At 30.1% G+C, this 22089-nt stretch carries 27 protein-coding genes and 1 pseudogene; 15 read left to right on the top strand and 13 right to left on the bottom strand.

What is annotated here, in order from left to right:
- Window positions 1-370 (bottom strand): annotated as a pseudogene (locus tag Q0891_RS16945) (hypothetical protein); the annotation flags it as partial.
- 300 nt (window positions 371-670) lie between these two features.
- Here Q0891_RS16945 and Q0891_RS16940 point away from each other — a divergent pair.
- The 7 genes from Q0891_RS16940 to Q0891_RS16910 all read left to right on the top strand — a co-directional run bounded on the left by Q0891_RS16940 (window position 671) and on the right by Q0891_RS16910 (window position 5076).
- Window positions 671-1096, top strand: a complete 426-nt coding sequence (locus Q0891_RS16940) for a DUF2141 domain-containing protein (RefSeq protein WP_299103529.1) — start codon at window positions 671-673, stop codon at window positions 1094-1096.
- A 14-nt stretch (window positions 1097-1110) separates the two neighbouring features.
- The gene (locus tag Q0891_RS16935; RefSeq protein WP_299103528.1) at window positions 1111-1734 is read left to right on the top strand and encodes a hypothetical protein; all 624 of its coding nucleotides are present in this window, start codon (window positions 1111-1113) and stop codon (window positions 1732-1734) included.
- A gap of 11 nt (window positions 1735-1745) precedes the next feature.
- Window positions 1746-3098 carry a histidine kinase gene (locus Q0891_RS16930; protein WP_299103527.1) on the top strand — a complete coding sequence of 451 codons (1353 nt, stop codon included), beginning with the start codon at window positions 1746-1748 and terminating at the stop codon, window positions 3096-3098.
- Between the two features lie 63 nt (window positions 3099-3161).
- Window positions 3162-3476 (top strand): 2TM domain-containing protein, encoded by a 315-nt coding sequence (locus Q0891_RS16925; RefSeq protein ID WP_299103525.1) that lies wholly within the window; start codon window positions 3162-3164, stop codon window positions 3474-3476.
- Window positions 3477-3487: 11 nt separating this feature from the next.
- Entirely contained in the window at window positions 3488-3832 is a 345-nt protein-coding gene (locus Q0891_RS16920; protein ID WP_299103524.1) for a 2TM domain-containing protein, read from the top strand.
- Window positions 3833-3961: 129 nt separating this feature from the next.
- Window positions 3962-4279 (top strand): 2TM domain-containing protein, encoded by a 318-nt coding sequence (locus tag Q0891_RS16915; protein ID WP_299103523.1) that lies wholly within the window; start codon window positions 3962-3964, stop codon window positions 4277-4279.
- A gap of 41 nt (window positions 4280-4320) precedes the next feature.
- Window positions 4321-5076: a LytTR family DNA-binding domain-containing protein gene (locus Q0891_RS16910; RefSeq protein WP_299103521.1), complete on the top strand. Its 756-nt coding sequence runs from the start codon at window positions 4321-4323 to the stop codon at window positions 5074-5076.
- A gap of 7 nt (window positions 5077-5083) precedes the next feature.
- Here the strand turns inward: Q0891_RS16910 and Q0891_RS16905 are convergent, their stop codons facing one another.
- Window positions 5084-5545, bottom strand: coding sequence for a J domain-containing protein (locus Q0891_RS16905; protein ID WP_299103519.1), 462 nt, complete (start codon window positions 5543-5545; stop codon window positions 5084-5086).
- 117 nt (window positions 5546-5662) lie between these two features.
- Between Q0891_RS16905 and Q0891_RS16900 the strand changes: the two genes are divergently transcribed.
- Window positions 5663-6610, top strand: coding sequence for a Fic family protein (locus Q0891_RS16900; RefSeq protein ID WP_299103518.1), 948 nt, complete (start codon window positions 5663-5665; stop codon window positions 6608-6610).
- A 65-nt stretch (window positions 6611-6675) separates the two neighbouring features.
- On the opposite strand, the gene Q0891_RS16895 is transcribed toward Q0891_RS16900, so the two are convergent.
- A complete protein-coding gene (locus Q0891_RS16895; protein ID WP_299103517.1) occupies window positions 6676-7254 on the bottom strand; it encodes a hypothetical protein in 579 nt (192 codons plus the stop codon).
- On the bottom strand, window positions 7244-8434 hold the full coding sequence (locus Q0891_RS16890) for an LETM1-related biofilm-associated protein (RefSeq protein ID WP_299103516.1): 1191 nt from the start codon (window positions 8432-8434) through the stop codon (window positions 7244-7246). The genes Q0891_RS16895 and Q0891_RS16890 overlap by 11 nt, the downstream gene beginning before the upstream one ends.
- A 142-nt stretch (window positions 8435-8576) precedes the next feature.
- On the opposite strand from Q0891_RS16890, the gene Q0891_RS16885 reads away from it, so the two are divergent.
- From Q0891_RS16885 to Q0891_RS16875, 3 genes are all read left to right on the top strand, one after another.
- On the top strand, window positions 8577-9230 hold the full coding sequence (locus tag Q0891_RS16885; RefSeq protein WP_299103515.1) for a DUF4331 family protein: 654 nt from the start codon (window positions 8577-8579) through the stop codon (window positions 9228-9230).
- Between the two features lie 25 nt (window positions 9231-9255).
- Window positions 9256-9813 carry a DUF4331 family protein gene (locus tag Q0891_RS16880; RefSeq protein WP_299103514.1) on the top strand — a complete coding sequence of 186 codons (558 nt, stop codon included), beginning with the start codon at window positions 9256-9258 and terminating at the stop codon, window positions 9811-9813.
- Window positions 9814-9896: 83 nt separating this feature from the next.
- Window positions 9897-11174, top strand: coding sequence for a tetratricopeptide repeat protein (locus tag Q0891_RS16875; protein ID WP_299103513.1), 1278 nt, complete (start codon window positions 9897-9899; stop codon window positions 11172-11174).
- Between the two features lie 244 nt (window positions 11175-11418).
- Here the strand turns inward: Q0891_RS16875 and Q0891_RS16870 are convergent, their stop codons facing one another.
- Window positions 11419-11964 (bottom strand): hypothetical protein, encoded by a 546-nt coding sequence (locus tag Q0891_RS16870; protein WP_299103512.1) that lies wholly within the window; start codon window positions 11962-11964, stop codon window positions 11419-11421.
- A gap of 436 nt (window positions 11965-12400) precedes the next feature.
- Here Q0891_RS16870 and Q0891_RS16865 point away from each other — a divergent pair, with 436 nt between their 5' ends.
- From Q0891_RS16865 to Q0891_RS16855, 3 genes are all read left to right on the top strand, one after another.
- Entirely contained in the window at window positions 12401-12877 is a 477-nt protein-coding gene (locus Q0891_RS16865; protein ID WP_299103511.1) for an Hsp20/alpha crystallin family protein, read from the top strand.
- A 98-nt stretch (window positions 12878-12975) separates the two neighbouring features.
- On the top strand, window positions 12976-13248 hold the full coding sequence (locus Q0891_RS16860) for a hypothetical protein (protein WP_299103510.1): 273 nt from the start codon (window positions 12976-12978) through the stop codon (window positions 13246-13248).
- Window positions 13248-13736, top strand: coding sequence for a hypothetical protein (locus Q0891_RS16855; RefSeq protein ID WP_299103509.1), 489 nt, complete (start codon window positions 13248-13250; stop codon window positions 13734-13736). The genes Q0891_RS16860 and Q0891_RS16855 overlap by 1 nt, the downstream gene beginning before the upstream one ends.
- A 172-nt stretch (window positions 13737-13908) precedes the next feature.
- Here the strand turns inward: Q0891_RS16855 and Q0891_RS16850 are convergent, their stop codons facing one another.
- The 7 genes from Q0891_RS16850 to Q0891_RS16820 form a co-directional block, all read right to left on the bottom strand.
- Window positions 13909-14418 (bottom strand): DUF695 domain-containing protein, encoded by a 510-nt coding sequence (locus Q0891_RS16850; protein WP_299103508.1) that lies wholly within the window; start codon window positions 14416-14418, stop codon window positions 13909-13911.
- Window positions 14419-14577: 159 nt separating this feature from the next.
- Window positions 14578-15612, bottom strand: a complete 1035-nt coding sequence (locus Q0891_RS16845; RefSeq protein WP_299103507.1) for a prolyl oligopeptidase family serine peptidase — start codon at window positions 15610-15612, stop codon at window positions 14578-14580.
- 218 nt (window positions 15613-15830) lie between these two features.
- Window positions 15831-16358, bottom strand: coding sequence for a hypothetical protein (locus Q0891_RS16840; protein ID WP_299103506.1), 528 nt, complete (start codon window positions 16356-16358; stop codon window positions 15831-15833).
- Window positions 16359-16509: 151 nt separating this feature from the next.
- The gene (locus Q0891_RS16835) at window positions 16510-17355 is read right to left on the bottom strand and encodes an alpha/beta hydrolase-fold protein (protein ID WP_299103505.1); all 846 of its coding nucleotides are present in this window, start codon (window positions 17353-17355) and stop codon (window positions 16510-16512) included.
- 163 nt (window positions 17356-17518) lie between these two features.
- Window positions 17519-17821 (bottom strand): type II toxin-antitoxin system RelE/ParE family toxin, encoded by a 303-nt coding sequence (locus tag Q0891_RS16830; protein ID WP_299103504.1) that lies wholly within the window; start codon window positions 17819-17821, stop codon window positions 17519-17521.
- Window positions 17818-18060 (bottom strand): type II toxin-antitoxin system ParD family antitoxin, encoded by a 243-nt coding sequence (locus Q0891_RS16825; RefSeq protein ID WP_299103503.1) that lies wholly within the window; start codon window positions 18058-18060, stop codon window positions 17818-17820. The genes Q0891_RS16830 and Q0891_RS16825 overlap by 4 nt, the downstream gene beginning before the upstream one ends.
- A gap of 197 nt (window positions 18061-18257) precedes the next feature.
- Window positions 18258-18887, bottom strand: a complete 630-nt coding sequence (locus tag Q0891_RS16820) for a hypothetical protein (protein WP_299103502.1) — start codon at window positions 18885-18887, stop codon at window positions 18258-18260.
- 295 nt (window positions 18888-19182) lie between these two features.
- Here Q0891_RS16820 and Q0891_RS16815 point away from each other — a divergent pair, with 295 nt between their 5' ends.
- The gene (locus Q0891_RS16815; protein WP_299103501.1) at window positions 19183-20226 is read left to right on the top strand and encodes a serine hydrolase; all 1044 of its coding nucleotides are present in this window, start codon (window positions 19183-19185) and stop codon (window positions 20224-20226) included.
- Between the two features lie 221 nt (window positions 20227-20447).
- On the opposite strand, the gene Q0891_RS16810 is transcribed toward Q0891_RS16815, so the two are convergent.
- On the bottom strand, window positions 20448-21998 hold the full coding sequence (locus Q0891_RS16810; RefSeq protein WP_299103500.1) for a TlpA disulfide reductase family protein: 1551 nt from the start codon (window positions 21996-21998) through the stop codon (window positions 20448-20450).
- Between the last annotated feature and the right edge of the window lie 91 nt (window positions 21999-22089).

Raw genomic sequence — 22089 nt, 5'->3', positions numbered from 1 at the left:
TTATGGTCAAATCCTTATTCGTATGATGCTCAAAATCCGCTAACCATTCATAATCCTCATTTCCGATTTCGCTAAACGAAAACAAGTCTATAAACCATCTGTCATAATTTATAGTAAATCCGTTCATTTCGCAGTAAAAGGCTTTCAGCTTTTTTGTAAAACTAAAAGTGTATTTCAGTTTTGTACTTGAATAGAAATTGGAAATAAATTCGCTTAATTCAGATTCCAAATGCAGAAGATTCATTCCTATCAGTTGGTGAAATTCCGTTTCAGAAATCTTGCTCAATTCCGATTCCGCAATTTGTATCGCAGAATCCAAATCATTCCGTTTTACATATTCGTTAAGTTTATCTTCTAAATCGAAGTTCATAGGTTTGTTTAGCTTGCAGGTAACTCCTTATATAAAAACTTTTATTGTCGATATCCCGCAAAATAATCAGGTTATCTAAAGTTTTGAGTTGTTTTTATTCGTCATTAAAATTAATGATTTCTGTACACTTTTATATACGTATAACTACGTATTTTAATAATCTTCGTTTTGTGAGAATTATAATAACTTGTTTTCTAATTAATAATTTACAATTCGTCATTGAAATTTTACAATTGAGTAATTTGCATTTTAAAAATATACACATCTATAAGATATTTGTATCAAACAAAACCATTAACCATGTACACACTCATTAAAATCACAATTATCACGCTCATTAGTTTATTTAGCATATTAGTATCTGTTCAGAATAATTTTGATATTACTATTAATGTCAAAGATGCTAATAGTAACAATGGTAAAATGTATATCGCGCTTTATAATACAGCATCTGGTTTTTTAGAAAAAACGTATAAAGCTGATATAATTGAGTTAAAGAATACCTCTTGCTCTGTTACTTTTAAGGATATTCCAGAAGGTACTTATGCAGTGTCAATTTTTCACGATGAAAATAATAACGGAAAACTAGATACTAACTTTTTTGGTATTCCATCAGAAGATTATGGTTGCTCTAATAATGCCACAGGTTTTATGGGACCGCCAAAATGGGACGATGCTAAATTTCAACTTACGGAAAACAAATCAGTACTAATATCACTTAAATAAAAAATAAAACGACAATGAAGAATTTTATAACTATAGCATTTCTACTAATTACAGTAATAACGCAGGCACAAACAAATTTTGAAAAAGGAATGACCAAAGCTTTTGAACTTTGGGAAAGCGGAAAAACGGATGATGCAGAAAATATGTTTGAGCGCATAGCAAAGGCTGAACCAACAGAATGGTTACCTAGTTATTACATTGCACAAATAAACAGCTTAAAAAGCTGGGAAGAAAAAGACGAAACGGTATTGAAAGCACAGTTAGATAAAGCGCAAGAACATTTAGATTTAGCCACAGCCATAAGTGAAGATAATGCTGAGCTCATTATAATGCAAGCACAGATTTATACCAATTGGGTAGTTTTTGATGGCATGACGTATGGTATGAAATATGGAGGAAAAATTGTAGAATTATACGAAAAGGCCTTAACCTTAGAACCAGAAAACCCAAGAGCTAAGTTTTGTAAAGCAGATTGGAACTTAAACAGTGCTAAATATTTTGGGAAGGATACTGCACCATTTTGCGAGGAGATAGAAGCATCAATAAAACTTTTTGATACCTTTAAACCAGAGAGCGAGTTTCATCCTAATTGGGGAAAACAGCGTGCAGAATATGTTGTAAAGGATTGTAAAGCATAATTAAAATTATAATGAAAAAGTCTTTAAAAAAAATCTTGTTAACCTTTATTATAGGAAGTGTTGTGTTTGTTATAGGACATTTGCTTTCTGGCGGATTTAACTTTAAATCGGTTAATGAGTTTTTAATTGACTTTGGGTTTTACCAACTCTATGCCTTTGTTTTAGGCTATACTAATATGACGTTTTTTAATTTAATGGAAAAACGTAACTGGAAAACAGCAGATACTATTAAAAGAATTATTTATGGCATTATTGGTAGTACCATAATTACTTTAGTTGGTATTTTCTTATTAAGACTCTTCACTGCAGTTGTAATGTTTGAGTATGATTTTGAAACTTTTTTAAGTAATGAATCTTGGAAAGGCTATTCGTTTGGCCTGTGGATAACCTTAACAATAGTAACTGTTTTTCATGTTATTTATTTTTACAATAGATACCAAAAGAATAAAATAAAGGAACAAAAGGTAATTGCAGGTACGGCAAGTGCTAAGTTTGACGCCTTAAAGAATCAATTAGATCCACATTTTTTATTCAATAGCCTTAATGTATTAACGAGTTTAATTGAAGAAAACCCAGATAATGCACAAAAATTTACAACAGCATTATCTAAAGTATATCGTTATGTTTTAGAGCAAAAAAGTAAAGAATTAGTTACTGTAGATGAGGAATTGAATTTTGCCAGAACCTACATGTCGCTTTTAAAAATGAGATTTGAGGATAGTATTATTTTCGAAATTCCAGATAAAGCCTCTAATCCAGACAGTAAAGTTGTACCACTGTCATTACAGTTACTTTTAGAAAACGCTGTAAAGCATAATATGGTAACCTCTAGTAAGCCACTGCGTGTTACTATATATGAAGACGGAAGTCATTTGGTAGTAATGAATAATCTGCAGCCTAAACAAATTGTAAAAAAGAGTAGTGGAGTAGGATTAGAAAATATAAAGCAACGTTACAGTTTGCTTTCAAATAGAAAAGTACACATCAATCAACGAGAAAAGGATTTTGCAGTAGCAATACCTATGCTCACAAAACAAGTATCAGTTATGAGAACAACACAAAAATCACAGGCACGTCTTAACGACGATTACGTAAAAGCTCGTAAGCGTGTAGAAGAGTTAAAGGCATTTTATTATAGTCTAATTTCTTATGTCTTTGTTATTCCGTTTTTAGTATTTATTTGGTACACCTATTCGTACTATACAATACAATGGTTTTGGTTTCCGGCATTTGGTTGGGGTTTAAGTTTGGTTTTTCAGGCGTACCGCGTTTTTGTAGATGATGGTGCTTTAGGTTCTGGTTGGGAAAAACGTAAAATTGAAGAATACATGAGTAGAGAAAATCAAAAAAATCGTTGGAATTAACCATAGCATTTGAGCCAACTTTAGGCTTGAAGAGTTAATAGATAACGCTAAAATAATTGCAAAATGGAAACACAAGATTACAAATTAATGAAAGCTAAAAACAAAGTTGAAAAGCTAAAACGTTTTTACAACCATTTAATAGTTTACTTAGTTATAAATACCGTGATAACTATTGTTAAAGTGATGAATAACTTAAAAAATGGAGAAACTCTTAATGAAGCCTTGTTTGATTTTGCCACGTTAGTCACATGGATGGTTTGGGGAATTGCGTTAACAATACATGCGTTTTCAGTATTTGGGCTTCCTCTTATTTTAGGTGATGATTGGGAAGAGCGAAAAATTGAAAAGTTTATGGAAGAAGAATTACATAACGATTAAATAAAATTACAATGGAAAAATATAATATAGAACCTTATGAAGATCGCGATGAATCGCGAGATTTTAGAAAAGAAGAAGCGTATTTAAGAGCAAAGAAAAAAGTAGATGCTATTGTTGGTTTTTATTGGCATTTAGCTGTATATATTGTTGTCAATATATTCTTAATAATCTTAATTGGTGTTAACTCTGGTGAAGGATTTACTGGTTTTGGACCATATGCAACCGCAGTTTTTTGGGGCATTGGTTTAGTATTTCATTTTCTAGGTGTTTTTGGAGCTAATTTTCTCTTCGGAAAAAGTTGGGAAAACAAAAAAATTGAAGAATATATGGAGAAAGAACGTCAAAATTGGGAGTAGCATTTAGTACCCTAATCTAAAGTTTATGTTTAGAAATCAATTATACATATTATAAAGTAACCAAAGCCTCAAAGGCAATAGACAAGATAGTTTTACAAAAGAAAATGTAAACTTATAATTATAAACCATATGACTCCTCAAGAAGAAGAATATTACAGAAAAGCAAAAGACAAGGTAAAGCGCGTAAAGAGTTTTTATCTTCATTTGGGATTGTACATTGTGGTTGTTTTACTGCTTTTGTACAATTTATATATTGTTTCTGGTCCATATAAAAACAATATCATTAGCTTAGATCTTAGTATTATAGTGATATGGACGGTTATAATTGTAATGCATGGACTAAACGTTTTTAAACGAAAACAGATTTTTAAAAAGAGTTGGGAAGACAAAAAAATAGAGGGCTTTTTAAAAGAGGATAAAGAAGAGGAAACCACGTTTTGGGAATGATATTTTTTTGAACAAATAAAGTAACAAGAAAACATAGCACAATGAATATAATAATTATAGAAGACGAGAAACCTTCAGCAAGACGTTTACAACGTATGTTAACCGCTTTAGATATGAATGCTGAAACGATGTTGCATTCCGTAGAAGAATCTATTGATTGGTTTAAAAATAATGAACATCCAGATTTGATTTTTTTAGATATTCAGCTAAGTGATGGTTTGTCTTTTGAAATCTTTGAAGCCATTGATATTAAATCTGCTGTAATATTTACAACCGCTTATGATGAGTATGCTTTACAAGCATTTAAGCTAAACAGTATTGATTATTTATTAAAGCCTATTGATGATGACGATCTAAAAATCGCTGTTGAAAAATACAGAGGACGAGCACCTCAAAAACAATCCGTTACTTTAGATTTTAATGACATAAAAAATCTACTTGTCAATCCTATAGAACGTGAATATAAAAAACGATTTTCGGTAAAAGTGGGTCAGCATTTAAAGCTAATAAATATAGAAGATATTGAATGTATTTATAGCGAAAATAAAGGGACTTATGCGTTTACCAACGAAGGAAGAAACTATTTGTTAGATGCAACTTTAGATCAGCTTGAAGAAGAATTAGAGCCAGATGTATTTTTCCGTATCAGCAGAAAATTCTATATAAATATCAATGCCATTAAAGATATCGTTAGTTATACCAACTCACGACTAGAAATTAAACTAAATCGTTTCAATGAGCAGCAAATTATAGTCGCTAGAGAACGTGTTAAAGATTTTAAAAATTGGTTAGAGTAGTTGTAGACTATGATAAACCATCAAATATACCACCAACAATATCTCCTAATATTTCTCCAATGCCTTCTGCGGAATCTCCAATGCCTTCTATGGTTTCAGCACCTAAGATGGCACCTTCCATACCAACTTCTATAAAAATGTCTAGCAAAAATAAATCTGGAAAACTTAACTCGCTATAGGTTTTAGATTTTGATTTGGCTTCCTTTTTCCATTTTGTATATTGCTCTTTATGTTCAATAACAACAGGTAAATTATTCTGTTCTGCCTGTAGAAGCGCATCATATATTTTTCGTTTTTCTATAGCAGATAATATATCAAATGCTTCAACTAACGCTTCAAACTTTTCTACTGCTTCAGGTGCTTTGTTATTATCTGGATGATAAATGGCAATTTCTCTTCGGAATGCTTTTTTTATGGTTTCAAGATTAGCAGACGTTTCAATTTTTAATAACTCATAATGATTATTCATAGTAATCAATGTTTGGTTTAGTGCATTAGTATGAAATAAGTATAATTTGTTACAAAATCAATTTTATCGGATGTTCTGTTATTTATATTTATCCGATAAAAGGTGTAACTTTGTGATATGTGGAATGTTACAACAACATATCAAAAAGATTTAGAATCTACGTTTACAAGGATATTAGAAAAGGTCAATGTTCTTAATGCAGCAAGACCATTGCCAAATATAGTATTGCAAAATATTAAGGAAGCATTTCTTATAGAATGGACATACAATAGTAATAGTATAGAAGGAAACACATTGAGTTTAAGAGAAACGCAGTTGGTGTTGCAAGAAGGTATAACTATAAAAGGAAAATCACTTAGAGAACATTTTGAAGCTAAAAACCATGAGACAGCAATCCATAAATTATATAAATTAGTAAACGAAGATTATGTCTTAAATGCCAAAGATATTTTAGATCTACATGGCTTGGTGCTGCGTTCTATAGAAGATGATCACGCTGGTCGTTTGCGTAATGCAGGCGTTCGTATTTCTGGTGCTAATTTTGTGCCGCCAAATGCGCGTAAAGTTTCTGATTACTTAGATGGTTTAATAGACTACGTAAATATAAATCCTCAAGGTTTAAACCCAATTGAGTTGGCTACAGTTTTTCATCATAAGTTGGTATGGATTCATCCATTTTTTGATGGTAATGGTCGTACTATTCGTTTGGCTATGAATTTACTTTTAATGCGATCTGGTTATCCACCAGCTATTATTCTAACTAATGATAGAGTAAAATACTATGCTGCATTAAACCAAGCTAACAATGGTAATTATGGTAAATTGATGTTGTTAATGGCTCAGGCTTCTGAGCGAACCTTAAATATTTACTTAAACGCTATTCCTGGTTCTGATAAAGATTACGACACTATTTCAAACATAGTAAAAGAACCCGAAATCCTTTATGGTCAAGAGTATGTGAGTTTACTAGCACGTCAAGGTAAAATTGATGCTCACAAAGAAGGTAGAAATTGGTTTACAACCAAAGAGGCGGTTCTTAATTATGTAAGAGAAAAAGGGAAATAATGATTTAAACATGAAGATAAAGCTTGTTATAGTTTTATCTTCATTTTGTGATTTAGATTTAAAACCTAATGCTGCGCGTTATACAATGCAATTGCTTTTAAATAATTTTGAGCACCTTGCAGACTTAAATCATGTACAAAACCATCTAATTCCGGATGATTGATCTCAACCCAATGCACAAGATCATTTACTTGATTTTCCCAAACATCCCAATTAACATTATCGCAATTTAGCTCTTCTATCCTTGTTATTTTTCCTGCTTTAAATTGAAACTCATAATTACAAATCATAGGATTATTCTTTAGAAATTCAAATTTTGAACAACTTATAGATACTGTAGCCATGATTGCTGTTTCAGATTTTTTTAAGGAAATTAGTTTGTAATCTGGCTTAAAAACAGAATCCCATTTAAATTGCTTATAATATTTTTCTTTTGTAAAATTTGTTATGTAGTCGCCATATACTGTGGTAAGACTGTCATCTATAACATTTTTAACTTGAAGAAAATTAGACGATTGAAAGCCGTCATAATATTTTTCTACAAGTTGCGTGTTGGTTATTTTGTTTTCAGAACATCCAATACTTATAAACACTATGAAGAGTAATACAAGTAACTTCTTTAGTTCTGACAATTTAATCTTCATCTGATTCATCTTTATCCTCAATTCTATTTTCATCAAAAGCAGAAGGCAATAATTTAGGGATAAACTTCACAAATAAAGGGAGCAGTAGCATGCCTCCTGGTAACATAAAAATGGCTAAACTAGGTATAGATTTAAATATGTCTAATAACTGTGTTTGAATTTTTTTCTGCTCATCATCGCTGAGGTTTCGTTGTGTCGATTGCGCTAACAACGTCATAGCTTCTTTACTTTCAGACAGTTCTTTTATTAACCGTTTGCTGTTACGCGTAATGAGTTTAGATACCACTTTGCTACTATTGTCGTAAAAACTTTGTGCTAAGTTTTTAGAACTTAAAAAGGCTACATCGTCTTTATGTTCGTCATAAAAAAGATTAATATCGTTAACCGATTGTGCTATAACGTCATTATCTAAAGTTAAGTCATTTTTTAATCGCAATAGGAATTCGCGTTCTTCAGTATCAATTATTTTATCTGACCAAGATGCCATACACACCAAATCAATAACATATAGTTTTTCAAAAGGTTCTGTAATTACAGATATAGCATCATTATAAGAGGGCAATTCTGAATTTTTATGTCTTATAGAATCTTCAAATAACTTTATAAGATTTTCATCATACTCTGTTTTTTCGGATTTATTATCAATTACCGAGAAAACTATAGTTTCTAGAGCAGATTCTAGTGTGTTTACGTAAGATTTAATATTTGTTTCCTCTTTAAGAAAACGTTGATATCCTAAAACATCCACAAATAAAAGTGCGTTAATTAAAAAATAATTAAAACTTTTTGAAATAAAATTGTCATCAATATGAATACGCTTATGGATCATCTTTTCGAGCAAACTATCTGGTGTTTTATCTCCAAATAATTCTTCAAAAAATGAACGCTTTTGAGCACTAATAGTTTTGTAATATCTAATAAGACTATCAACAAAATCTTCTTCAGGATTTACTTTGTTATAAATAAAATAATAGGTAAGAAGCAGATTGATTTTACAACGCTCCTCTTCAGTAAAATCAAAGGGTTTGACGATATCTAGGACTACTTTTATATTGCTTCCGTAGATAAATCCTGCTTGTTTTAAGCGATTGTAAAACTCATGATTATCAGTTTCAGAATACTTTGTTTTTGAAACTTGATTGAGCAATTTTTTTATCCAGCCATTAGCTGATGGATTCATAGCATCGTATTTGATTACACAAAGTTAAATTATTATGATGAAAAACAAGGAATTTATTTTTTTTGCAAATTTTTTAAAACCGCCCTTTACATTTTTTCGTAGGTAGAACAGAGACACAATTAATTAACAAATTCTCAAAATTATGAAAAAAACAAAATTTTTAATCGCAACAGCAATATTAGGTATTGCAACATTTGTTGCCATTGCTGCGGATCATATAGATGCACCTGCAGTACAAGGTGGTACAAGTGACATCACAGATTTTTATGCCTTTCAAGGTGAAGACACTGCAAACATTGCATTTGTAGCTAACGTACAAGGTCTATTAGGATCTGGTAGTGATAGCCAAAATGCTGCTTTTGATGAAAACGTATTAATAGAGTTTAATATAGACACTAATGGTGATGCTATAGAGGACTTAGTGATACAGGCAACACCAAGAGATGGTAAAATGTATTTCTTTGGACCAGTAGCTCCTTCGCAAACAGGTTTAAATAGTACAATTGCAACAACAACTCCAAATCAAGCTTCTGTAGATATCACAGCTTATGGTGAAGATGCAATGATTGGTAATGCTAACGGAATGAAATTCTTTGCAGGACCAAGAGATGATCCTTTCTTTATGGACTTTGCGCAATACGGACAAATTATTGGAGGAAACGCAACTAGTTTTAACAATCCAGGTACAGATACATTTGCTGGTACAAACGTAATGTCTATAGTTGTAGAAGTGCCAAAATCAATGATTGGTGGTTCAGGTACAATTAATACTTGGGTAGAATCTAAAAGAAAATAATAACAAAACTTAAAAACGAAAAGAGATGAAAATTAATAATATAAAACTTTTTGCCATTGCAATTTTAGTGTCAATGACGGCTTATAATTGTAGTGATGATGACGATGTAACTGTGCCAAGTGGTCCTGATTTTAGTGGAACATATACACAAGAAGACCAAATGGGAAGACCAGCTGTAAATACGGTATTTGTATCTAGCGGAATGAAGGATGCTTTTAATACTACGATACCTTCTGAGCAAGATGCAGCTTTTCAATCTATGTTTCAAACTAATTTAGAAGGATTAAGTCCTGCTTATAATGAACCAACAGATGCTAATGCATTAACATTAACGTCTGCTCAATTTACAGGTTTATTAGCCACTGATGTTCTTAATGTGTCTTTAGATGGTACTACAACTTTCTATGACGGAACAAATGTATTAACAGGTAGAGCTTTAGCTGATGATGTTATTACAGTAGAATTGTTACTGATTTTTGGTGGCGAAGATTTTTCAGAAAATCCAGGTTTATCAAATGATAATGTAGACGGAAATGATAAAGCATTTTTATCATCATTCCCTTACTTAGCTTCACCTTGGTAGGTAATAGATGTAAATATCTTGGAGTAAAGTTAGGGCTTTACTTCAAGATTATTTTTCAATTAAAAACTCAAAAATTTCAAATTATGATTATCAAAAAAATACTTCCTCTTATTTTATTAATCGCAGCATTTAGTTGTAACTCTAAACAAGTAACTAATGCAGAAGATTATAATAAATACATAACAACTACAGTGAGCCAAACTGATTTATTGGCATCAGCACAAATTTGGACAGATAAGCTAGAAGCTGCTCCAAATCAATTTCCGTATTTAGGAAAACGAGCAAGTGCCTACACACAATTATTTAATGCTACAGGTGATATTGATTATTTAATTAAAGCCGAAGACGATTTACTAGAAGCCATTAAAGTAACGAATGGTAAAACCACATCTTACCTAAAAAGTTTAGCTTCAAATTATGTGTCGCAACATAGATTTAAGGAAGCTTTAACCGTATTAGAGCAAGCAAAAGCAAATGGTGATAAAATAAATGGCACAAAAAAAATGCTGTTTGATGTGCATTTAGAATTAGGAAATTACATCTATGCACAAGCCTATTTAAAAGATATTAAAAACACATCTGATTTTGATTATTTAATACGTTTAGCAAAGTGGGAAGATCACAACGGTAACTTAGAAGGTGCTATTGAGAATATGGAAAAGGCGACTAAAATTGCCGAATCTTCAAACTTAAAAGGTATGAAACAATGGGCTTATACAAACTCAGCTGATTTTTATGGTCATGCAGGCGATTTAGATAAATCGTATAATTATTTTCTGAAAGCATTGGCGTTAGATCCTAATGATGCCTACGCCAAAAAAGGAATTGCGTGGATTATATATTCGCACGAAAACAATACTGAAGAAGCACTATCGATCTTAAACCATGTAACAAGTTATTACAAGGCGCCAGATTACGATTTGTTAAAAGCGGAAATTGCTGAATCGCAAAACAACGCGCAATTAAAAACAGAAGCACTAGAAAATTACCAGAAAGCGGTAAGTAACAAGCAATATGGCGACATGTACAATGGTTATAATGTTACGCTATACACAGACGATTTATCATTGCCAAAGAGAGCATTAGATCTCGCAAAAACTGAAGTGGCTAATAGGCCAACGCCACAATCTTATGATTTATTGGCTTGGAGTTATTTTAAAAACGGAAATGTAGAAGAAGCCATAGAAATTATAGAAACGTATGTTGATGGTAAGACGTATGAACCAGCAGTATTATATCACGTTGCGGAAATATATAAAGCAGCAGGAAAAACAGAAAAAGTAGAGCCTTTGAAGGAAGAGTTAATTGCAAGTTTGTACGAATTAGGCCCTTTAATGAAGTCAAAAATTCAAAGTTTATAAATTCAGAATGTTGAAGATATACGTTGTGTAATCTCCATAAAACAAAGCTGTGAAGTTTTTTAATATGAATTAAAACTTATATAAGAAAATCAGCTAATAATTTGTGGGGAAGCAAATTAAGTTAGTTGATTGGTTGCTAGCAAAAAAGATTGGTCTCTGATTAAGATTAATCAAATCATGAAGTTTCATGATGTTTTTGAGTTTTTTTGTTAGGTAAGCACCTGCTCGAAAGAGTAGGTGTTTTTTATTTTAAAGTTTTATTTGATCTATTATTCATGACAATAACAAGGACTCCAAAACTTATTTCAATAATGCCACCAGCGATTCCACCAAAATGAAAAGGTTGGTTTGAAATTAAAAATAATATTCCAGGTATTATTAATAATAATCCTAAGAGCCAATAAATCTTCATTCCATAGATGGACTGAAAAACTAAATACCTCACGCCAATTATCATCAGCATTACAGGAAAAAACCACAGTTCTTGTATTTGATAAATAGAATACGCGATAAATAGACCAATAAATAATATTGCAGTACTTTCAATAGCCAACTTGCCTAGAGGATTATCTTTATGGTGTTTTCCGCTTCTATTAAAAAGTTTTGCTAGTAATACTCCTAAAGGATAAATGAGCATTCCTCCTATAAAAAAAATCAAAAGACTTTTTTCTTTTGACAAATACAGTCCAGATAAACCGGAAATTAGCCAGATTATACCAGAAACTAATATACCTGTTCCGCCACATAAATAGGCAATTCGCATTTCTTTTTGAAATTCCTTAAAGTCCATCTAATTTGTATTTGAGTTGATTTTAAAGTTTTATAAAATGTGCAACAGGTGCTTGCTAGTATTGCTTTGCATATTTTAATGCTAAATTAGGAATTAGATCGTTAATAGAAAGTCCGTGAGGATTTTTCAAAGTAAGCATAAAGTGGCATTGAATTATACATGTTGATGTGCGTAGTGCTTATTACGAGCTGTTATTTGGTAATTTTTATAATACATAATTGATTTCCAATTTTACTATAAACTCCAAATGTAAATATGTCATTTTATTATGAGTAAATATGACAATATTTCATAATTACGACAAATTTACACAGAATAATGTGTAACAATCGCGATAAAATAAGATAAATCGATTTTGGTATTTAATTTGTTTATTGGTTATTGAAGTCGTAAAGATTTCAAATTTGAAATAATGTTTAATTTAAATTTTTTAATTATGAGCAATTTAGCAACTGTTCCTAAAAATGGAAGTTTAGCGAACAGCAATTCAAATCAAAACTTCCCAACTTTGTCAAATTGGTTAGATGACATCTTTAATAGAGATCTACCATCAGTATTCACTTCAAATTTTAATACTGGAATTACTTTGCCTAAAGTAAATATTAAAGAAACTGCCGATGCTTTTATGGTTGAAATGGCAGTTCCAGGTCTAAAGAAATCAGATTTTCAAATTGACCTTGATAATCAAGTATTATCTATTTCTACGGAAACAAAGGAAGAAAGTGAACATAAGGAAGAAAATTACACTCGTAGAGAGTTTGGTTACTCATCATTTAAAAGAACCTTTAATTTACCAGAAAGTGTAAACGATGAAAAGATTAATGCAAATTATGATAATGGTATTTTAAATATTCTTTTACCAAAAAAAGAAGAGGCTAAACAAAAGCCTGCTAGAAGTATTAAAATTTCATAATTGATTTTTAATTTTTTAGAGAAATATTAATTAGGATGCCGAATCTTTTTTGGCATCCTCTTAATAATAAGTTTAATTCTTTAAAATTATTTATTGTTATGCCAAGAAAGTTTAAATCTGGGGAATGGGTAACAGTAAAAGGAAAAATTACCTCTCCAAAAATGCAAGTTATCAAATATGTTCCGAAAGAGGATTCAATATTCGGTTTGATTGATAATGACAGTTATTTGGAATGTGTTTGGTATAAAAATGGTAAACGAAAATTAGAAGTTTTCCACCAAAATAGATTGATTAAAATGATAGAAACAGGTGGTTTGTTAAAAACATTTATAACAAACCCAAAGTTAAGTTTAACTCAAAAACTAAAGTGATGAAAAAGTATATTTTGTTGTTGATGGTTGGCTTGTTAAGCGTTAGTTGTAAAGGACAAGGAAATGAAACCACAAAAGTTGAAAAAGAAGAGAATAAGACTAAAATAGTAGAAGAGCCTGAAGGCACTTGGAAAGTTGATAAAGAATTTGATGAAAATGGAAATTTAATTAGATACGATAGCATTTATTCTTGGTCTTCCAATGATAAGTTTGATAGTCTCTCATTATCAGATAAAGATAGTTTAATGCAATCGTTTAAATCACGTTTTTTCTCAAACTATTCAGGATTTGAAAATCAAGGATTTGGAAGTATATTTTCTCAAGATTCCCTTTTTAGCAAACGTTTCTTCAATGATGATTTTTTCGGAAGCAATTTTGGTAATGACTTTATGGACATAGAACTTTTAAGACAGCAAATGATTGCAAGACAGAAAAAGTTTTTAGAAAAATATCATTCAGAATTTATTGAACCTGAAGACGAAAACTAGATAGTTTTCGTCTTTTATTTTTATAGCGGTTAATTTAGTGTGTTTCGATATGGTTTGTAACTTGTCTTAAACACCTAATTGGCAAATACGAACCGAATAGAAAGTCCGCGAGGATTTTTGTAGGTAGTATGGAACCTAATAATTAATTATACATGGTGTTGTACGTAGTTTTTTATTTCGGTTCAAGTTCGTAGCTCTTTAAAATTCCAGTATATAATTCCCACTCAATATCTTTTCCGTTTGTTATTTCAATTGGCAGTTTTTCAAATTTCGATAATATTTTGTTAATCCGTTTTAGAAATTCAGGTACAGATTTCGTATAGAAAATCCAAGAGCGAATATTGTCATTCGTATAAACAATTGTAAGAACAGATTGTAAGTCAGGTTCCAAATTTTTAATCAGAGCATCTTCCACTTTTCCCATAAAAATATTTTCCTCTGGTGTTGGAATTCCATTTTCCGTTTCCTTCTCAAACGTCCAAACGAATTCAACGTGTTCGGCATATTGTTTTGAATCGATAAGGTTTTTTAAATGCTGTCTTCCACGAATTATTACAGGCTTTCCATTATTTTCAGTTTCTCCGCCAAACCATGTGTCATTCAGTTCCAATTTATTCGCTTTTGATTGAGAAAATAACGAACCAAAATTCAGTATAAACATTAATGGTAAAGTCCTTTTCATTGATTTGGTTAAATTACGTACAACGGTTTTGTGTATGAGTTAGTTGCGTGGTTTAAGCACTAAATTTAGCAAATAAAAACCGAATAGAAAATCTGCGAGGACTTTTGTAAGTAGGCTTTAACTAGCAATAAATTATATACGGTGTTGTGCTTAGTGTTTTTATAATTTTTCTTTGAACCAATTAATTAATAACGTATTTAGCTCATTTTTTTTATTAGAAAACTTGTGGTCAGTTTTTATTTTCTCAAGCTTAAAATCATAATTTATTTTAGTTAATTTATCAGCTATTATATCAGCCTGATTAGGGTTCACTTGCTTGTCTTCAGTACCACAAAGAATAAGTAAACTTGCACTTTTATCTAATTCGTCAGCCCAATAAGCAACAGAACGTTTTTTTAGTTCTTCACTTTTATTTTCTTTATATTTTGGAATCAGTTTAGCACATACTAATTTTTCCATTTCAGGCCTTTCAATAATTAATTTTCCTAAATCAGATGGTCCATTTCCAATTACCGCGGTTTTAATTAGATTGCTGTTTTTTAGAGATAGGTAAGTCATCATTCCGCCTCTTGACCATCCAAACATTCCAATACGACTTGAATCTGCTTTATTAATTGTTTTAATAGTCTCCGTTAAATTTAGAACATCTTTAATGTCATTACCTCCAAACTCATCATTTTCTCTATAACAGCTGGCTATAACTAAATAATCTTGGTTTGCTAATTTTGAAGCCGATTGTATTAAAGAATGAAGTGTTTTTGCTTTAGCCATTTTTCCAACTTCTTTATTTCCTCCTCTATTAAAAATAACTACAGGGAATTTACCTTCTTTTTTAGGTTCCGCAATTATTCCATTCACTAGTAGAGAATCACTCTTATAGAGAATAACATAAAAATTAATGTTGTCTAAATATTTATAGTTTCTTGTTAAAGAATTGTTTTCAGATATGCTATTCCAAATTGGTGGTATTTCTGAAAGGTTTATTATTTTTTTAGATATAATAGCTCCATTTTTTAGATTGTATGAATTGTTATAGTCTTCAGCTCTAATTTTAGAATCTAGAATTGTATTCGTTAATGATTCAGAATTTTGATAAGATTTATAATACTTTGTTCCAAGTTTTAAACCAAAAAAAAGAAACACAATTAGTATTAAAATTCCGGTAGATATTACAATTCGTTTTATTAATTTCATAAAATAGTTCGTTTATATATGTGACGAATTATCTAGATTTTTGTTACAGTTTGGCCATCAAGCACAACGTGTTTGTGTATGAGTTAGTTGCGTGGTTTAAGCACTAAAGTTAGCAAATAAATAACGAATATAAAATCCGCTAGGATTTTCGTAAGTAGGCTTTAACTAGCGATGAATTATACACGGTGTTACCACACGTTTTTTATTCGGTTATTATTTTAATTCAGTTTTTTATTTTCTAAAATGTCAAATCCAAAAAGTCCTTGTCGAATTACCAATTCCACATTATTGTAGAAGTTCCTTTTTTCATAAAATTCAGATGAAAAGACTAATTCTTTTATTTTTCCATTATAATTAATTCTAAACGTTGGTGTTCGGACGTCAATTCTATATTTTCCTCCTGAAGCTAGTGAGGAAGTCCGAATAATTTCATACGATTCAGTTCTTGTATTTTGGTCAGCGAAATAATAATTCGATAACATAAAGATTGAGCAAGCAATAAATCCAAATCCGATTACATAATGCATTGCGGAATAGAGGTAAAGTCCAATTCCACTATATTCATAAGTGTTCTTATAATTCTTAAAATCGAGAATAAATGCAATTATTCCAATAACCATTATAATTCCGATTGGAATCATCAAATTGATAATGGTTTCTCTGTAAATATTAATTTCCCAAATAATTAAAATTGCTCCTAGAATGAAAATTACTGGGTAGAATATTTTACGTTGTTTTTGCGTCATTCTCAAATGTGTGGTAACGTGATTGTGTATGATTTCGTTGCGTGTTTAAGCACTAAAGTTAGCAAATAAATCACAGATAGAAAGTCTGCGAGGACTTTTGTAAGTAAGCTATAACTAGCAATGAATTATATAGGGTGTTGCGAGCAGTGTTTTACTCAACTTTTAATATTCTAATTATAATCTCCGAAAATTCTTTGTTCCAGAATTTATTATTGTGTCCTCCTTCATATTCTTTTGATTCAATGAACGATTTCGATTCCGCATACTTTGATTTTAGAAATTCAGCATCCTCTTTGAGTCCAAAAAATTCATCACTTCCGTATCTCAAAAATAGTTTAGGGTATTTTATATCTTTATCCCAATTGTTTGATTGAATATCGCCTCCGAAAGTCGAAAAACAAATATAAGTTCCAATTATATCAGGGTTTTTATTTAATAAACTCATTCCAAATCCAGCACCATTTGAAACTCCGTAAAAATATCGGTCATTTTTTCCACTGTTTTGATTGAAATTTTTTTCAACTTCAGTAATCAGCTCTTTAGTGAAATATAATTCGTGGTTTTTGAATCTATCAACTAAAAGTGAATCTTCTAATCTTGTTGGTTTTCTATCAACATATTCAAAGTTCCTATAACTTAAATGCACTTTTTTTCCGTCTCCAGTTGTGGTACTTGTGCTGTCTGCAATTTTATTATTTGAAAAACTTACAACAAAAATCAAAGGTTTAATTATTATATTGTCAATTAATGAATCCAATAAATTTTTCTTTTCCGTTAAACTGCTATTTCCATCAGTAGCGTAAATAATTGGATATTCTTTTCCATTGTCAAATCCTTTTGGTAAATAAACATTATGTTTTCGGTATTCATTCAAATGTTCACTATAAATTGAGTCAGTAAAAAAATTAGATTCTGAATTAGATGTTGATTTTTTAGATTGACAAGAAATTATAGATAAGCCTATAATTCCAATTATTAATATTTCGATTTTTCTCATAGATTGTTTTTTTTTGCATTGCTCACAACGCATTTGTATATGGTTTGTTGCGTGGTTAGGCACGTAATTTAGCAAATAAATACCGAATAGAAAATCCGTGAGGATTTTAGTAAGTAAGCTAGAACTAGCAATGAATTATATAGGGTGTTGTGTGCAGTTTTTTTTATTTCAGTCGTTTTTTAATCTCCATTCTTTGATGTAAAATTCTAACGATTTCTACAATTTCATTTTCAACTTTTCTGTAGAAAATCAGATGCGATTTAATTTTCGTTACGCGATAATTTTTTCGAGTTTGTTCAGCCGATTTTCCAATCAGATAGTTGTCTGCAATAAAGTCAATTTCTGCCATTATTAAATCGTAATATCTGTCTGCTTGTTCTTTAGACCATTTGTTAAGAGTATAAATCCAAATTTTATCTAAATCCTCAATCGCTTGTTGACTTATGCGATATTTGTTTTTACTCATAAGTGTTTACGATGTAATTCTTTCAAATGTTGTTTTGGGTCGAAATTTTCAACAAATCCGCTATTTTCTCCAACTTCGAGAGCTTTAATAAGTTCTCTTTCTTTTTTTTCTTCACGTTCTAACAAACGTAATGCGGAACGAATTACTTCGCTAACCGAACCATATCTACCAGAACTTACTTCTTCTCTGATAAACTCCTCAAAATGATTTCCAAGTGATATTGATGTGTTTTTTCCCATTTTGGCTATATTTTACTCAAATATACCAAATCTTGGTAACGTAGCCAAATTGCACACAACGTGTTTGTGTAAGATTAGTTGCGTGTTTTAAGCACTAAAGTTAGCAAATAAATCACAGATAGAAAGTCCGCGAGGACTTTTGTAAATTGGCTAAAACCAGCAATTAATTTTACACGGTGTTGGCAAATCATTTTTTTTTATTTAAAATATTTTTTTGATTTTTTCCAAATTTGATATTTACTGTGTTCGCCTAAATAGTAGTAAAATTTTCCATCTGGTTTAATCAGTATAAAATTACCATACCTTACTTCATAAGGGAAAAATAATTCTTTAAATAGATTATCTTTATCTTCTATCCAATTAATTCTATTATTATAATAATATTTTAGATTTTTGGATTCAGGTGAGTTTACCCAAAATTGATTTATATCAGCTGTCTTATGTAACTTTTTAAGATAGTCTTTGTCTAAAACATTCCAACTTGACCTTGAAGTTGAGTCTACTTGCTTTTCGCTTGGAAACGCAGTTAAATAATTTATTACAATATTTTGAGTGGAATCAATTTTTCTTTCGCTTATATCAGTCAAATAAGATTTTAGATTAGAAAAGGTTTTTTTGTCAAGTTGTCCGAATTTTTGTCTAGTAATTAATATACCTATTTGGGTAGAATCGTTTTCGAAATATAAATCCAAATTTTTGCTGTAGTCTTTAGTTTTAATAAATTCTTTTTGATTTATTTTTTCTCCAGCTTCGTTGTAGAAAACTATCGGTTTTTGTTGTCCGAATATTAAAGAGGTGAAAAAGAAAAATATAAATGTTAATCTCATAGTTTGAAGTTTTGTTCTAAATGTTCGCTAACGGTTTTGTGTATGATTTCGTTGCGTGTTTAAGCACTAAAGTTAGCAAATAAATCACAGAAAGAAAGTCTGCGAGGACTTTCGCAAGTATGCAAAAAGCCAGCAATAAATTATATACGGTGTTATCTGCTGGCTTTTCCCTTGCGGTTAAATTTCGATTACTTATGAGGTTCTAAATTTTGTTAGCCTTGAAATGAAAATGTAACTTATACTGTAACAAAACTTATATCTTTTCGTCTCTAAAATATAACCAACTACTAATTTGATGAAACGTATTCTTGTCATTGTATTATTATTTTTTATTTCATTAACTTTTATAAACTGCAAAAAGCATATTTCTATAGATTCTTATATAGAAGAACTAGCTTCAAAGGGTAAGTTTAATGGAAATATTTTAGTCGTTAGAAATGGAGAATCAGTATATGAAAACTCTTTTGGTTTTTCAGATGGCTCAAAAACGGTTAAATTAACAAAGGATTTTCGTTTCGATTTAGGTTCAGTATATAAAGAGTTTCCAGCAGTTTCAATCATGCAACTTCAAGAAAAGGGATTATTAAATGTAGAGGATAAACTTGATAAATATCTAATAGATTTACCTATTTGGGCTTCAACAATTTCAATTAAAAATTTATTGCAGTATACAAGTGGTCTTCCTCAAGTTGAATGGGATAAATATTTTGAAAAAAATGAACGAATTACTGATGAGAAAATTAAAGAAGATTTATTAAATATAAAAGAATTGGAGTTTAAGCCAGGAAAAGATTATTTATATACCAATCATAGTCCAATTTTATTGTCTCAAGTCGTAGAAAAAATTACAAATCAAACTTTTAAAGCCTATGTTAATCAAAATTTATTCATTCCCTTTTCATTGAAAAGTGCAGTTATTCATCCAGAAGCTCCTTATTTAGATAAAAATTTAATGGCTATTCCTTTTGATGATGATTACGAGGAAGATTCTTATAAAGTAACAATCTCAGGAGCTATTTTTAGTTTAACAGCTAACGATTTATATAATTGGATAGAAAACCTTCATACGTATAAAATTATAAATCAAGAATCTGTAAAATTCTTGTCTGAAGAAGCAGATTTTTTCGGAAATATTCAATCGCCTTTAGGTTCTGTAGAATGGAAAAATAATAGAATTATAGAACATTCTCATCACGGTTCCGCTGGAAATTATGAATGTATTGTAAGAAGATTTAATAACGATAAAGATGTATTAACTATAATAGTTCAAACAAATCAGAAACATAAAAATGTAGGTGATATTTCAGATGAAATTAAAAATATTTTAAAATTCAATTAAGTATCAAAAGCCTTACGTTAAAATTGATGTTTCGTAAGTTCTTTCCATTTGAAATTTAAGTTAGGAAGTTTTTTTAGCTTGCAGATAACGTGTTTGTGTATGATTAGTGGCGTGTTTAAGCACCTAATTTAGCAAATAAAAACCGAATAGAAAATCCGCTAGGATTTTCGTAAGTAGGCGAGAACCAAGCAATGAGTTATACACGGTGTTGGCAATAGGCATTATTTTTCAGTTATTAATTTCTTCAATTGTTCTTTCGCTCCTTCTCCTGGTCTATTTGCAAATCCGTTGATTAATTCTCCATTTGGATTATAAATCAAAAAGTGAGGAATTGTTTTTATTCCTAAATCTTCAATTACTTTAGAAACATTACCATTTTCGATAAAGTAATTTTGACTTTTTGAGATTCCATCCGATTCCATTGCTAATTTCCAATTTTCTTTTTTGTCGTTCAAGCTCAAATAGATAAACTCAATATTTTCTTTTTCTAATTCTTTTTTAAGTATTACAGATTTTGGCATTGTTTCTCTACAAGGCTTGCACCAACTTGCCCAAAAATCAATGTAAAGCCATTTTCCTTTATTATTATTTATAATATCAGAAAAAGTGATTGTATCATTTTTAATTGTAGTCAAAATCAATTTGTCAGACTTACTAAAATCCAAGTTGTATTTTTCTTGAATTTCTTTTATTTTTCTTTGATTGGTGGTATTTTTAATTAATTTGTTGAAATATTCTTCTTTGTCTTTAACTCTAAAATTTTGAGCAATTCCGTTGTAAACTATAGGTAAGAGAAAGTTTTTAGAAGTTTGGTTAAATCTTTTGTCATTTAAAATAGAATCAAATCGAACTCTTGAATCTATATAAAATGCTCCAGAGTTCATATTGTTCTCTTGAATAAAAGAAAGATTATATTTGGAAATATTGTTTAAGTAATCTCTGAAATATGAAAAATTCATTAAAGAGTCTGTCTTTGATAAATCTAAACTATAAATAATTTCGATATTTTCTTTATTTGAAAAAGATTTGTTTTTTTCTCTCCATTCTTTTATAGTTTTGAGGTTTTTGTGTTTTTCTAATAAACCAGTTAAAATTTCTTTGCGGTAAAAATAATTGTCTTCTGAAATCAGTTTTTCTTTTTGTAATGAATCTAAAAATTCAGTTTCTCTTTCTCCATCTTTAACTGCTTGTTGGTAAAAATCAATTGTAGTTTCTTCCATTGATTTCTCTTTACTTAATAAAAAACCAAGAAATATTTTGTGATGACTTGGGTATTTGTTGTCAAATAATTCTTTTAATCTATAATTATTATAGTTTAGTTCAATATCATTAACCTGACGATTTGTAATTTTAGCGATTGGTAATTTATTTTCATACTCAATAATAATTGTGTCTCCATTTTTTATGAGATAAGTATTAGGTATGGAAGAGTATGTATTACGAGTACTTATTTCCAAATAATCTCTATAATACGGTATTGTTAAAGTGTCTATTTCGTTCACTTTAGGTTTCCAAATACTGATATTGTTTTGTGAATCATAATAAGCAAAAGTCGGACTTTCGATAGGTGAATAAGGACCAGTTTTTTCATTCGATTGCTGTCCTATACTATCTTGTTTTATATAGTGTTTATATGATTCTGGTGCGTATTTTGAAATTAAAACAACCTGTTTTGGTTTCTTTTTTAATATTTCCTCCGCTTTCTTTTCGCTCGTATTCTTACAAGATATAAAAGTTAAAATCAGAAGTAGAATGTTTAATCTGTGTTTCATTTTCAGCTTGTTGCCAACGTGTTTGTGTATGGTTAGTTGCGCGGTTAAGCAACTAATTTAGCAAACTTTTACGAACCAGAGAAAATTCCGA

The sequence above is a fragment of the uncultured Winogradskyella sp. genome (genome assembly GCF_947498005.1).
Classification (GTDB): domain Bacteria; phylum Bacteroidota; class Bacteroidia; order Flavobacteriales; family Flavobacteriaceae; genus Winogradskyella.
Note: the sequence above shows the minus strand (reverse complement) of the source record. Positions and strands in the feature narration are given on the sequence as shown.

Excerpts from the sequence above, each read along its gene's own strand:
- Q0891_RS16835 (WP_299103505.1), bottom strand. The coding sequence starts at position 17,355 with ATGAGAAAAATCGAAATATTAATAATTGGAATTATAGGCTTATCTATA.
- Q0891_RS16885 (WP_299103515.1), top strand. The coding sequence starts at position 8,577 with ATGAAAAAAACAAAATTTTTAATCGCAACAGCAATATTAGGTATTGCA.
- Q0891_RS16915 (WP_299103523.1), top strand. The coding sequence starts at position 3,962 with ATGACTCCTCAAGAAGAAGAATATTACAGAAAAGCAAAAGACAAGGTA.
- Q0891_RS16845 (WP_299103507.1), bottom strand. The coding sequence starts at position 15,612 with ATGAAATTAATAAAACGAATTGTAATATCTACCGGAATTTTAATACTA.
- Q0891_RS16935 (WP_299103528.1), top strand. The coding sequence starts at position 1,111 with ATGAAGAATTTTATAACTATAGCATTTCTACTAATTACAGTAATAACG.
- Q0891_RS16905 (WP_299103519.1), bottom strand. The coding sequence starts at position 5,545 with ATGAATAATCATTATGAGTTATTAAAAATTGAAACGTCTGCTAATCTT.
- Q0891_RS16870 (WP_299103512.1), bottom strand. The coding sequence starts at position 11,964 with ATGGACTTTAAGGAATTTCAAAAAGAAATGCGAATTGCCTATTTATGT.
- Q0891_RS16810 (WP_299103500.1), bottom strand. The coding sequence starts at position 21,998 with ATGAAACACAGATTAAACATTCTACTTCTGATTTTAACTTTTATATCT.
- Q0891_RS16840 (WP_299103506.1), bottom strand. The coding sequence starts at position 16,358 with ATGACGCAAAAACAACGTAAAATATTCTACCCAGTAATTTTCATTCTA.
- Q0891_RS16815 (WP_299103501.1), top strand. The coding sequence starts at position 19,183 with ATGAAACGTATTCTTGTCATTGTATTATTATTTTTTATTTCATTAACT.
- Q0891_RS16930 (WP_299103527.1), top strand. The coding sequence starts at position 1,746 with ATGAAAAAGTCTTTAAAAAAAATCTTGTTAACCTTTATTATAGGAAGT.
- Q0891_RS16830 (WP_299103504.1), bottom strand. The coding sequence starts at position 17,821 with ATGAGTAAAAACAAATATCGCATAAGTCAACAAGCGATTGAGGATTTA.
- Q0891_RS16925 (WP_299103525.1), top strand. The coding sequence starts at position 3,162 with ATGGAAACACAAGATTACAAATTAATGAAAGCTAAAAACAAAGTTGAA.
- Q0891_RS16875 (WP_299103513.1), top strand. The coding sequence starts at position 9,897 with ATGATTATCAAAAAAATACTTCCTCTTATTTTATTAATCGCAGCATTT.
- Q0891_RS16900 (WP_299103518.1), top strand. The coding sequence starts at position 5,663 with ATGTGGAATGTTACAACAACATATCAAAAAGATTTAGAATCTACGTTT.
- Q0891_RS16825 (WP_299103503.1), bottom strand. The coding sequence starts at position 18,060 with ATGGGAAAAAACACATCAATATCACTTGGAAATCATTTTGAGGAGTTT.
- Q0891_RS16910 (WP_299103521.1), top strand. The coding sequence starts at position 4,321 with ATGAATATAATAATTATAGAAGACGAGAAACCTTCAGCAAGACGTTTA.
- Q0891_RS16850 (WP_299103508.1), bottom strand. The coding sequence starts at position 14,418 with ATGAAAAGGACTTTACCATTAATGTTTATACTGAATTTTGGTTCGTTA.
- Q0891_RS16880 (WP_299103514.1), top strand. The coding sequence starts at position 9,256 with ATGAAAATTAATAATATAAAACTTTTTGCCATTGCAATTTTAGTGTCA.
- Q0891_RS16865 (WP_299103511.1), top strand. The coding sequence starts at position 12,401 with ATGAGCAATTTAGCAACTGTTCCTAAAAATGGAAGTTTAGCGAACAGC.
- Q0891_RS16940 (WP_299103529.1), top strand. The coding sequence starts at position 671 with ATGTACACACTCATTAAAATCACAATTATCACGCTCATTAGTTTATTT.
- Q0891_RS16855 (WP_299103509.1), top strand. The coding sequence starts at position 13,248 with ATGAAAAAGTATATTTTGTTGTTGATGGTTGGCTTGTTAAGCGTTAGT.
- Q0891_RS16820 (WP_299103502.1), bottom strand. The coding sequence starts at position 18,887 with ATGAGATTAACATTTATATTTTTCTTTTTCACCTCTTTAATATTCGGA.
- Q0891_RS16895 (WP_299103517.1), bottom strand. The coding sequence starts at position 7,254 with ATGAAGATTAAATTGTCAGAACTAAAGAAGTTACTTGTATTACTCTTC.
- Q0891_RS16890 (WP_299103516.1), bottom strand. The coding sequence starts at position 8,434 with ATGAATCCATCAGCTAATGGCTGGATAAAAAAATTGCTCAATCAAGTT.
- Q0891_RS16920 (WP_299103524.1), top strand. The coding sequence starts at position 3,488 with ATGGAAAAATATAATATAGAACCTTATGAAGATCGCGATGAATCGCGA.
- Q0891_RS16860 (WP_299103510.1), top strand. The coding sequence starts at position 12,976 with ATGCCAAGAAAGTTTAAATCTGGGGAATGGGTAACAGTAAAAGGAAAA.